The organism is Bradyrhizobium sp., assembly GCF_049691595.1.
In the GTDB taxonomy this organism is placed as follows: Bacteria; Pseudomonadota; Alphaproteobacteria; order Rhizobiales; family Xanthobacteraceae; genus Bradyrhizobium.
Window position 1 is genome coordinate 1 of the sequence record NZ_JBAVNZ010000060.1, and the last position, 10,318, is coordinate 10,318.

Sequence of the window (10,318 nt, forward strand, 5' to 3'; positions counted from 1 at the left end):
ACCGCCGGCATCATCGGCTGGGTCGGACTGGTTGTGCCGCATCTTGCACGCTCGCTGGTCGGCCCTGATTTTGCGCGGCTGCTGCCGGCCGCGGCCATTCTCGGCGGCGGATATCTTCTGCTGATCGACACCCTGGCGCGCACCATGGCGCAGGTCGAGATTCCGCTCGGCATTCTGACCGCCGTGATCGGTACGCCGTTCTTCATCTGGCTGCTCGCCAGCGTGCAAAAGAACTGGTCATGATTCTCGAGGGCCGCGCGCTCACCATCGGCTATCAGGACCGCGTCGTCGGTGTCGGGCTCGATGTCCGGCTCGCGAAGGGCGAGGTGCTGGCGCTGTTGGGACCGAATGGCGGCGGCAAGACCACGCTGCTCAAGACGCTGCTCGGACTGTTGACGCCAAAGGCGGGCGAGGTGCGGCTCGATGGCGCGGCATTGACGTCCTACACGGTGCGGGAACGCGCCCGGCTGATCGCCTATGTGCCGCAAACCCACGTCGCAACCTTCGCGTTCTCCGTGGAAGCGGTGGTCCTGATGGGGCGCACGGCCTATGGCGATCTGTTTGCCCGTCCCACCCGGGAGGACCGCATGGTAGCCGCGGCGATGCTCGACCGCCTCGGTATAGCGGCGCTGGCGCAACGGCCCTACACCATGATCTCGGGCGGTGAACGCCAGTTGGTGTTGCTGGCGCGCGCGCTGGCCCAGCAGCCCAAATTCATCGTGCTGGACGAGCCGACCGCCAATCTCGACTTTGGAAACCAGGGCAAGGTCATGCGCGAGATCCGGGCGCTGGCGCGCTCCGGCCTCGGCATCCTCTTCACGACCCATGATCCCAATCATGCGCTGCGCGCCGCCGACCGGGCCTATCTGCTGCGCGGCGGCGACCGTCTCGCCGAAGGGCCTGTGAAGCAGATACTCACGCGCGAGCGGCTCGAAGCGCTGTATGGCGCACCCATTCTGGCGATAGGCGATGCGGCCGGCATGGCATTCATTCCGGGTTAGGGCGAGGTCCGGTGAGCTGTCTCAACGAATTCACCTGGCGCACCGCGGTGCTATTTCTGCAACAACAGCAGTAATTCGCGCACTGGTTGCAAAAATCGAACGACGACACCCTATGCCCTTGGTATGATCGAACCGGGGTCGAGTTCAACGGGTGCACGAATGAAAAATCCAAAACTGCTTTTGAACGCCATGGCAACGAGCGCGCTCCTCGGTATCGGCGCGGCATCTGCCGCCGATATGCCTGTAAAGGCATTTCCGATCGCCACCCCAACTGCTTCCTGGACCGGGTGCTACATCGGTGGAAATGCGGGTTGGATTGGCGGCGACAATCGTTATTCCCTTGCGCCGTCAGGTAGCTATCTCAATCCGCCAGGTCAGGCGGCTCCGCCAAATGTCGCGGGCACTGGAGCCTTCCTGATCGATGTCGCGGCGCTGAGCCACACTTATAACAGCCATCCGTCGGGAGGATTGATCGGCGGACAGGTTGGTTGCAATCAACAAAATGGCCGGTTTGTTTTCGGTGTTGAGGCCGACTGGCAATGGATCGGCCAAAGAACGACCGTCGATGCCGCCTATGCTGCTTTCCCAAGTCTCGGCAATCGTGGTTTCACCAATGCGGCCCACACGGAACATGTGTCCAGCCGTTTGGATTCGTTTGCTACTTTTCGGGGGCGCGCGGGTTTCGACTTCAATGGCGTCTTCCTTTACGGCACCGGCGGCTTGGCGGTGGCAGACGTCCATTCGGATACCAACGTCACGTTCGCTGCCGTGCCATTCCGGGGTAATCCGGTCTTCAACGGCGCGGTTCATATCGGTTCCGACTCTCAGATCAGGGTCGGATGGGTGGTCGGCGCTGGCGCCGAATACGCCTTCGCTCCCAACTGGTCGGTGAAGGCCGAGTATCTTTATGTCGATCTCGGGACGCAGTCGTTCAGATCGCCGCTGGTTGCGGCTGTCCCGCCCGCGGCCGTGGGTCCTGGCTACAACTGGAACAGCTCGGTTCGCGAACGAGACAATATCGTGCGGGTCGGCTTGAACTACAAATTGGATTGGGCCACGCCGGTCGTTGCGAAATACTGATTTCGCGTCAAGCCCACGCGAGGATATCGGAACCGGCGATTTCCCTTGCGACAAACGCGAAGCGTTTGCGCGGAGATCATGCTCAATAGAGAGACAAGATCATGGTCCGATTCAATCTGATCGGATCATGATCTAATCCGCCGCGCCGCCCCTCAGCAAATATTTGATCGTTGTCTCGAGCCGCGCCGGATCGTTGTTCCAGTCGCCGTAGATTTCCCAGGACGCCCGCGCGATGGTCCGGTTGTTCGCGGCGCACCAGGCATGGATGGCATCGTGGGCGTCGCCCAAGCGATCATAGGGACCGACATGAACGGTCCTTGCGACCTCGCCGGCCGGCGTCGTGACGCATTGCACGTTGCCCTGCCGTTCGAACCGGCGCGCCACCTGGACACCGAAGTCGACATTCATCGGCTCGCTCCGGCGTTCGGGGTGGTGATAGAGGAAAAAATTGTGGCCCGGGCGCAAAGCGCCATTCGCTTTCAGGAAGGCCCACACCTGATCGAGAGCAGGCTTCCATGCTACGGCGACACCGCCGATCGGCACTTTGGCCCGGACTGCCGCCAACAGCTCCGGCTGCGCGGCTTCCACCACAATTTCGTATGTCACCGATACGGTCCTTCCAGGTGGCAGCACCAGTCCACGGCATCAACCTGTCGCCACGGAAACCGGCCGCGCCAGCGGATCAGGCGGCTGCACTCGGCGGCGTTGTCTTCCGACAGACTTCATTGCAGTGGGCCGGGAAAACCGGGAATATCCAGGCCGGATTGTGAACCACCCGGAAGATGCCGGTCAAACAGGGAATGCACAATGGAATACGCTCCGAACGATCTCACATCCCGCGAGCGCTACAAGGTGCTGACCGGATTCGTCGTGCCGCGGCCGATCGCCTGGGTGACGACAATCGGGCCTGCCGGCGTGGTCAACGCCGCGCCGTACAGCTTCTTCAACGCGTTCTGCGAGGATCCGCCGCTCTGCATGTTCGCCGTCAACCTTCGGCCCGATGGCCGGGTCAAGGACACGCTGGTCAACATCCAGCGTACCGGAGAGTTCGTGGTCAACATCGCCGACGAGCCGTTGGCGCGGGCGATGCACGACTCCAGCGGCGACTTTCCGCCCGAAATCGGCGAGCCCGGCTATCTCGGCCTGAGGCTCGCGCCCTCGACGAAGGTCGCGGTGCCGCGACTGGCCGACGCGCCATGGGCGATGGAGTGCAAGACCTGGAAGACGATCGACGTGAACGGCAACCGGCAGCTCATTCTCGGCGAGGGTTTGAATTTCCACATCCGTGACGAATTGTGGGATCGCGACGCCATGCGCGTGCGCATGGACCGGTATCATCCGGTCGGCCGCATGTTCGCAGATCGCTACTGCCGGACCGACGACCGAATCGAGTTCCCGCCGGCCGAGGGGGCGCCTGGTGCCTAGAATGAAGCTTGTCGGGCGGAATGGGCAAGCGCGGCAAAGCCGGATCAAGCATCACGAAACCGGCGGCGCCGCTTCACTGTTGCTCGGGCGTCGGAAGCCCCTGACCATCGTCCGCCAGACACCGAATGATGTAGGCCGTCCAGTCTCTGGGCAGGATCTTGGCAACATCGGCCTTGCGACGGCATTCGAGCTGCTCGACCCGCTTGGCGCGATGCTTCTCCGCCGAGAGAGACGATTGCCTGATCCTTCGCAATGCGATCGGTGAGCCGTCGGATTCGAACTGCAGCTCGTACTTTTTGCCATTTTTATCCGTCGCGGCACAGGAAATGCTGGAAACCCGCCGCGTCGCGATGATCCCGAGCTGCTTGCAGATTCCATCCGACGATTCGACGAACGGCACGGGCAGGCCATCGACCTTCGGCCGGTCCTTGGAGTTCAGCAGCATCCGGTCGACTTGCAGCTCATATACGTTATCCTGTTCCCTCCGGCTATTTTCGCCCGAAAACGAGATGATATGGCTGGCGTCCGCCGGGTCATCGAGAACAATTGTAAAATTTGCGCGGCCTTGCTGGCTATGAAAATAGGCAACGGCCCGACATGCGAAATTGCGTCCGGCGATCTTGAGGGTGGTGCATTTCCCCGACATCAACGCGTACATGTCGATATCCGGTTCCTCGCGTTCGCTGTCGTTCGCGACAAGCGTGATGTGGGGCATGAACGTTGCTTGGCCGTCCGGCAAACCATCGGCGAGATGCGGCGCTACAAGATATCCAGCGGCATAACGCGCCATAGCTGCCGCCTCCCCATGCACCGAAAACCGGCCACCAGGGGATTGCTCGGCAACCGAAGGGGCTGCCAGGAAAAGATTTGCAACGGCGAAGATCCACCAGCGAAAGCGCATTATCATTCCCGGTTCGAAGACACAGCATCGAGAAACCGCCCTGTAGCATGAAATTGAAACCCGTGTTAACCGGCGTTTTGCCTCACGGTGGCCCCGGTCCGCCGGGTACCCGCTTGCAGCGGACTTTGATGGCGGCCATGTCACGGCCTGCGCGGTCAGTGATCCCGGTTGACTGGCGGATAGTATTGCGGGGCCTCTTTCCGGTCGTACATGCCATAGTCGCGCGATACCAGATACAACCGGGCCGACGTCATGGCACCCGTCAGCGAGCGCTGCTCGACCGCGTGAAGCCCGTCTGCAAGCGACCGGATCGGTGTCAGGATGATGTATTCGCGCTCGCGCGAGACGCTCGACAGCACTTCGCTTTCAGATCCGGCCTCGACCGGCGTCGTGGCGGTGGAAGCAAGCATAAACCGCTCTTGTTGCAATGCCGGGTCGTTGTAGCTGTTGGTGGTTTCGAAACGGCGCAGGCCACCGGCCCCGGGCAGCCACTCACAGAGCAGTTGGCCGATGCGCAGGCGGTAGTCCTCAAAATGCCGCTGTCGCCCGGCGATCTGCGCAACATGATGTTTTGCGTGCGTCCGCCAGCCGGCAAGACTTGCCTCGTCGCGCCAGTGAGAGTGCGAAAGCACGATGCGTGGCCGATCGAGGCTCTTGAATCGATCGATGAAAAGAAGGCCGGGGTTCTTGTCGAGTTCAGGCCGAAGACCGGCGGCGATGTCGAAATAGGCCTGCTCGTGGTCCGGCCGCGGCATGACTTCGAAGAACAACCCAATCATCCAAGGCTCCATGGGGCGCGTGAGCGCCCCACCAGTACCCGGAATCGGAGCTGAGTGATACGGCGCCTTGGAAGCCCGGTTGACGAACTTTCTTGCCGCGGCTGGGCGCGTCAGCGATGCGGCCGTGAAGCGGCAAGTCCGGGTTCCGGCACGGTTCGGCCCTCGCACGCCGCCTGACCTGAATGTGCAATAAGGCGGATGTTCGAGGGAGACGCCCTTGGCACATCAAAGGCCTTGGGCGGATCGCGCCGGCAGATGAAACCGGCGCGATCGGGAACGCGGTCAATTGTGCTTGTGGTAGCGGATCGCACCGCTCGCCGCGGCGAGTTGCGAGCGGAGGAACCCCTTCTCGGCAGGGCTGAGGCCGCCGCCGGTAGCTCTCAGGAACCGCGCCTCGCCCCTGATGAAGGCTTCCCGCGCCTCGAGCCCGATCGCCTCGACGGGCGTGAGCCTTCCGCTGGCAATGCCGTTGCCGATGCGGACCTGCTGGTGGTGCCAGATGTTGTTCAATGGGCCAGCGGACGCCGGCGCGGCGAAGAGAATCGCGAGCGCGGTCGCAGTGATGATCTTGAGTTTCATGTCAGTTCTCCCTCTTTGTCGATGCCGACCATCGGCCATCGCAAACAGGTAGACGCGGTGAGCAGGGATTTGGTTTTGCGATTTCGGATGTCGGCTGGTGCGGCAGAATTCGCTTCACTGACCGGCGACCGCGCGCAGCGTTGCGAAGGCGTTGACGCGCCCGGCACCGAACTGGTCATCGCGACCGGGGGTACCCAGATCGACGGCCGCGGCTGCGAGCGCGAGACGCGTGGTAGCGGCATCGAGCGTCGGGTAGCGTTCGATCATCAGCGCAATGATGCCGCTGACGTGCGCGGCTGCATAGGAGGTACCGGAGAGAAGCTGATGCGCATGATCGCCGGACGGCGCCAGCACGTCGACTCCCGGAGCGGCAACCGCAATATAGCTGCCGCGGTTGGCCTGCGAATACAGGCGGTCGGCGACGTCCGTCGCGGTGACCGCAATCACGCCGGGATATGCAGCCGGATAGGCCGGGGCGGCCTGCGGCCCGCCATTGCCGGCCGCAGCCACGCTGATCGCGCCGCTGGCGGCGGCCGCCTTGATGCTCTCCTCCAGCAATGAATCGCGAGGGCCGGCAAAGCTCATGTTGATCACGCGGGCATGCTTCGACAGCGCCCAGTCGATTCCGCGCACGACGTTGAAGCTGGTCGCAACCGCGAGGCCATGGCGCCCCGGCGCAAAAACGCGCACGTCGAGCAGCTTTGCTTCCGGAGCGATTCCGCGCACGATACCGTGAGCCGAGATGATCCCGGAAATTTCCGTGCCGTGCGGGTCGGCGCTCGCCGCGGACGCGCCGGCAAATGTGTCCACGACCGAGCCGATCAGATCGGGATGCGTGTTGTCGATACCGGAGTCGACGATCGCAATCAGCGCTCCGCTGCCAAGCGCGATCGCCTGCGCGCGGGCGACATCCAGCCTGACGAGGGCATATTGCAAGCCGTTGTCCGCCGCCGCGCTCCCCTGTTGTTGGTGGTAATAGTAGTTCGGTTGCAGGGCGAGGACGCGCGGGTCGGCTTGCAGCTCGCCCATCACCGTCGTCAGCGGCCTTCCGTCAGGCACCCGATAGCGCACGAGGCGGCGGCCGAGCGAATCGATGTTGCGCCGCTCAAGCGTTTGCAGGTCGTGGCTGCGGCCGACCGCGTCGTCAACCGCTTCCGGGGTTGCGCTCTTGACGCTGACAACGACTTCGTCCGGCACGTACACCGGCGAACCGCTCGGGCCTGGCGGCAATCGAGGCGCGGGGGCAGGTTGGGAAACGCCTGGCGGCGGCGACAGTCCCGCTCCGGTGAAGCCTGCCGGTGCGATCGACGGCCCGATCGGGATACGCGGGCTGCCGCACATGAAAATCCTGTCACCGAACCGTTGCCCCGCCTGTGGTCCGCATTCGCAACGTCCCTCGCGCATGCGTCCGGCGATACAAACGACATGGGCGGGGCGATTATTTTGCCCGTCGCTGCCGGATGGGGGCGAGGGGCTCCCGTCGCCGGGCCGCGGCGGCCGATGGTCGTTGCCTGCTCCGTCGCGACCTCGATGGCTTTCCGGCAAGTCGTCGGGCTGCCCGCCATGGCGACGCTCGCCGTGGTTTCTTTCGATCACGCGCCGTAGCACGTTGCCGCCGGGATTGCCGTGGCGGGCCATGAAGGGGCCCGACATCCGCCGAGCCGGGAAAGCCTCGGCCTCGCCGCTCCCGCCGACGGCCAGCAGCAGGGACGCCAGGACGGACACGGCGGCAGGGCCGATCCATCCGGGACGGCGCGACTTGGCGATACCAGTTCCACGGCAGCACAGGGTCCGAAAAAACATCGCGAGCTCCCTTCATGCAGCAACGACACCGGCAGCTGTCGACTCAAGGCAGGCGTGTCACAAACGCCACCACGTCGCCCTGCGCCCTCAGGTCGGCGATCGCCTGATCGCGCTCGACTTCGTTCATGCTGCTCGGGCCGAGCCGCACCGTAAACAATCCGCCGCTCCTGGGGCCGTCGACAATGGCCATGCCGAGCCTCGCGAGCAGGTCCGTGACCGCCGATGTCGTGGCGCCATCGGCAAAGCGCACGACCACCATGGTTCCGGACCCGGTGGCCTCGCGGCCACCGGATGCCGCCGTAAAGGTCGGGAAGTACTGCGTCGCGACCAGCGTCGCGATGGCGGTGCCCTGCACGACGATAACCAGCGCGGCGGCGGCGCCGATCCAGCCCCGCATCGGCGACTCCGGCATTTCGAAGAGGCGTTTGATCCTGTCCCACAGCCGCTCGTCGGGACCGGTCGTCCGCACGGGCATCATCGCGATGGTGGCCGCCACGCGTTGGAAACTGCGCGCCGGGCGGGCCGCGAACGCCTGGTTGGCCGTGACAGCGCTGGCGCGCTCTTCGCGGATCAGTGAGAGCAGGTTCGAGGCCTCCGGACGTTGGCTGATATGCACGTCGATCCGCTCGGCATCGGCACGATCGAGCCGTCCGGTGACGTAAAACGGCAGCAGCAGCTCGATTTCTTCATCTCTGGAATGCGGGGTGATTGCGTTGCTCATGGCCATCCTCGATCCACGCCGGCGTCCTTCAGCAGTTCCGAAAGCCGCTTTCGCGCATTGAACATTCTGGTCTTGACCGTGCCTTCCGGTATGCCCACGACGGCGCTTGCCTCGGCGACCGACAATTCGTGATAGTAGACGAGGTCGACGATCTCGCGATACTCGACCGGAAGCGCATCGATGCACCGACGAAGCAACCGGCTCTTGTCGTTCTTTTGCGCGGCTGTCTCCGGATCGTCCGCGTCGTCGCGGAGGGCTGCCGTCCGTTCGTCATCCGATGGTTCCTCGCGCCGCTTCCTGAGCGCGCTGATGGCGCGGTTGTGGGCGATCGACAGCAGCCAGGTATTGACCGAGGACCGCGCCTCGTAGCCGCGCGCATGCCGCCAGACATCGACGAACACCTCGTTGGTGAGGTCCTCGGCCGCGGCCTCGTCGCGGACGATCCGTGCGATGAAACGAAAGATGCGGGCCTGATACCGCACATAGAGGGCCTCCAGCGCGATGGCGTCGGCGCCGGCTATTCGCGCGATGAGTTGATCGTCCGAAACAGGCCCGTCCATGGCAGCACGGCACCCGGACTTGCCGGGCAGTAAGACGTATCGGCGTTGCATCTGGTTCATGGCACCTCATCCAGGTTTTCCTGCCGGTCCCCGCGGCGCGTTTCCGATCGACAGGTCAGGACATGCCAATGAAGTGGATCAAAGCGCATGCCCGACCGGCAACGACGCCTCCTTCAATGCAGGCGTGCGCCGCGATCGCCGTGACAGGCGAACAGCTCGGCGACATGCCGCGCGCTCATGAGCACGCGGTGGCGCCGCCGCGACTCGCGGGAGCGGTAGAGATCAAGACCGAAGGGTCGGTCGGTAAGTCGTTCGTTGCGCGGCATGGCCTCGCGGTGCGCGCTTCCTCGTGATTCCTGCAGCATGGCTGGGGTTCCGGTCATGGCACCCTCCTGTCGGTTGGCTCATCGCAGTCACCTTTGATGGCCCGCAGCATGCGCCGCCTGCACGGAGGCGGCTGTGACGCCAATCACATTCGCAGTGCAAACGAGGCGGCAGGTGCGACGGGCAGCCGGCATTCCCCGCCCGGTGTTTTCACGGGATTTCATGCACGACTCGGGTGCATCGCGCCGCGGGGCGCGAACGCACGTCATGAGAGCGTCATTTGCGATGATCGGGAGAGAGTCCCGAACCAGCTATCCCAGCCGCTGATCGCGGGCGTCTTCCGTCGTCTCGCTGGCGGCTTTGGCCGCGGCTTTCGCCGCGCCCTTGCGGCTGGAAATCTCGACCGCCTTGCGCCCGGAAATTTCGTGCCCGGCGTCGTCGGGCATTTGCCAGAAGAACCAGGCGGAAACCGCCGAGATGATTGCGACCACGATGAAGGCCGGGCCAAACACGTCCGCCGTCAGCTCATCGGCGTGACGCCACATCATGGTGGATTCCACCGAGAACGCGCCGACCGCGACGCCGGCGGAAATCGCCAGTTGCTGGTTGACGCTGACCAGCGTGGTGGCGCGGCTCATCTGCGCCGGTTCGACCTCGGCATAGGCGACGGTGTTGATCGCGGTGAACTGCAGCGAGCGGAAGAATCCGCCGACCAGCAGGATGATCATGATCAGGAGCAGCGGTGTCGTCACGGTGAACAGCGCGCAGGCGGCCAGGAAGACCGAGCTGACGACGGCGTTGACGGTCATCAAGTTGCGGAAGCCGAAGGTGCGGATGATCCGCGCGGCAAGCGTCTTCATGCCCATGGCGCCGACGGCGGAGGCAAAGGTCACGAGGCCGGACTGGAACGGCGAGAGGCCGAAGCCGACCTGCATCAGCAGCGGCAGCAGGAACGGCAGCGCGCCGATGCCGAGCCGGAACAGGAATCCGCCGATAATGCTGGCCCGCATCGTCGGCAAGCGCAGCAGCGCGAAATCCAGCACCGGCGATCCCGTTCGCCTGGCATGGATCAGGTAAAGCGTCATCGAGATCGAGCCGACCCCGACCAGGGCCGCGACGACCGTCCACGGCAGCAAATTGAGGCC

Annotated in this window: 13 protein-coding genes; 4 read left to right on the plus strand and 9 right to left on the minus strand. The window is 64.0% G+C overall.

The genetic code is table 11. The features are described 5' to 3' along the window. The 3 genes from WCE35_RS02755 to WCE35_RS02765 all read left to right on the plus strand — a co-directional run. Positions 1-243 (plus strand): iron chelate uptake ABC transporter family permease subunit (locus tag WCE35_RS02755; RefSeq protein WP_424591810.1); only part of this gene is annotated, 243 nt, incomplete at its 5' end. Continuing rightward, positions 240-1,001 (plus strand): ABC transporter ATP-binding protein, encoded by a 762-nt coding sequence (locus WCE35_RS02760; RefSeq protein ID WP_424591811.1) that lies wholly within the window; start codon positions 240-242, stop codon positions 999-1,001. The genes WCE35_RS02755 and WCE35_RS02760, both read left to right, overlap by 4 nt. Before the next feature lie 159 nt (positions 1,002-1,160). Next, positions 1,161-2,081 carry an outer membrane protein gene (locus tag WCE35_RS02765; protein ID WP_424591812.1) on the plus strand — a complete coding sequence of 307 codons (921 nt, stop codon included), beginning with the start codon at positions 1,161-1,163 and terminating at the stop codon, positions 2,079-2,081. Between the two features lie 132 nt (positions 2,082-2,213). On the opposite strand, the gene WCE35_RS02770 is transcribed toward WCE35_RS02765, so the two are convergent. Beyond that, a complete protein-coding gene (locus WCE35_RS02770; protein WP_424591813.1) occupies positions 2,214-2,687 on the minus strand; it encodes a GyrI-like domain-containing protein in 474 nt (157 codons plus the stop codon). A 201-nt stretch (positions 2,688-2,888) separates the two neighbouring features. Between WCE35_RS02770 and WCE35_RS02775 the strand changes: the two genes are divergently transcribed. Next, positions 2,889-3,506 carry a flavin reductase family protein gene (locus WCE35_RS02775; RefSeq protein WP_424591814.1) on the plus strand — a complete coding sequence of 206 codons (618 nt, stop codon included), beginning with the start codon at positions 2,889-2,891 and terminating at the stop codon, positions 3,504-3,506. Positions 3,507-3,579: 73 nt separating this feature from the next. On the opposite strand, the gene WCE35_RS02780 is transcribed toward WCE35_RS02775, so the two are convergent. The 8 genes from WCE35_RS02780 to WCE35_RS02815 all read right to left on the minus strand — a co-directional run. Further along, positions 3,580-4,407 (minus strand): hypothetical protein, encoded by an 828-nt coding sequence (locus tag WCE35_RS02780; RefSeq protein WP_424591815.1) that lies wholly within the window; start codon positions 4,405-4,407, stop codon positions 3,580-3,582. Positions 4,408-4,562: 155 nt separating this feature from the next. After that, complete coding sequence (locus WCE35_RS02785; RefSeq protein WP_424591816.1) at positions 4,563-5,186, minus strand: antibiotic biosynthesis monooxygenase family protein; 624 nt, start codon at positions 5,184-5,186, stop codon at positions 4,563-4,565. Between the two features lie 282 nt (positions 5,187-5,468). Continuing rightward, complete coding sequence (locus WCE35_RS02790; RefSeq protein WP_424591817.1) at positions 5,469-5,765, minus strand: hypothetical protein; 297 nt, start codon at positions 5,763-5,765, stop codon at positions 5,469-5,471. A gap of 114 nt (positions 5,766-5,879) precedes the next feature. Further along, positions 5,880-6,794: a S8 family serine peptidase gene (locus WCE35_RS02795; RefSeq protein ID WP_424591821.1), complete on the minus strand. Its 915-nt coding sequence runs from the start codon at positions 6,792-6,794 to the stop codon at positions 5,880-5,882. A gap of 817 nt (positions 6,795-7,611) precedes the next feature. Further along, on the minus strand, positions 7,612-8,289 hold the full coding sequence (locus WCE35_RS02800) for a hypothetical protein (RefSeq protein ID WP_424591818.1): 678 nt from the start codon (positions 8,287-8,289) through the stop codon (positions 7,612-7,614). Continuing rightward, a complete protein-coding gene (locus WCE35_RS02805) occupies positions 8,286-8,849 on the minus strand; it encodes a sigma-70 family RNA polymerase sigma factor (RefSeq protein WP_424591822.1) in 564 nt (187 codons plus the stop codon). The genes WCE35_RS02800 and WCE35_RS02805 overlap by 4 nt, the downstream gene beginning before the upstream one ends. A gap of 173 nt (positions 8,850-9,022) precedes the next feature. Next, positions 9,023-9,232, minus strand: a complete 210-nt coding sequence (locus tag WCE35_RS02810) for a hypothetical protein (RefSeq protein ID WP_424591819.1) — start codon at positions 9,230-9,232, stop codon at positions 9,023-9,025. A gap of 252 nt (positions 9,233-9,484) precedes the next feature. Continuing rightward, the coding region (locus WCE35_RS02815; RefSeq protein WP_424591820.1) for an MFS transporter at positions 9,485-10,318 on the minus strand (834 nt) is incomplete at its 5' end.

Bases quoted from the DNA above. Each gene is read 5' to 3' on its own strand.
- WCE35_RS02805 (WP_424591822.1), bottom strand. From the start codon at position 8,849: ATGGACGGGCCTGTTTCGGACGATCAACTCATCGCGCGAATAGCCGGC.
- WCE35_RS02775 (WP_424591814.1), top strand. From the start codon at position 2,889: ATGGAATACGCTCCGAACGATCTCACATCCCGCGAGCGCTACAAGGTG.
- WCE35_RS02790 (WP_424591817.1), bottom strand. From the start codon at position 5,765: ATGAAACTCAAGATCATCACTGCGACCGCGCTCGCGATTCTCTTCGCC.
- WCE35_RS02810 (WP_424591819.1), bottom strand. From the start codon at position 9,232: ATGACCGGAACCCCAGCCATGCTGCAGGAATCACGAGGAAGCGCGCAC.
- WCE35_RS02795 (WP_424591821.1), bottom strand. From the start codon at position 6,794: ATGGGCGAGCTGCAAGCCGACCCGCGCGTCCTCGCCCTGCAACCGAAC.
- WCE35_RS02785 (WP_424591816.1), bottom strand. From the start codon at position 5,186: ATGATTGGGTTGTTCTTCGAAGTCATGCCGCGGCCGGACCACGAGCAG.
- WCE35_RS02760 (WP_424591811.1), top strand. From the start codon at position 240: ATGATTCTCGAGGGCCGCGCGCTCACCATCGGCTATCAGGACCGCGTC.
- WCE35_RS02800 (WP_424591818.1), bottom strand. From the start codon at position 8,289: ATGAGCAACGCAATCACCCCGCATTCCAGAGATGAAGAAATCGAGCTG.
- WCE35_RS02765 (WP_424591812.1), top strand. From the start codon at position 1,161: ATGAAAAATCCAAAACTGCTTTTGAACGCCATGGCAACGAGCGCGCTC.
- WCE35_RS02780 (WP_424591815.1), bottom strand. From the start codon at position 4,407: ATGCGCTTTCGCTGGTGGATCTTCGCCGTTGCAAATCTTTTCCTGGCA.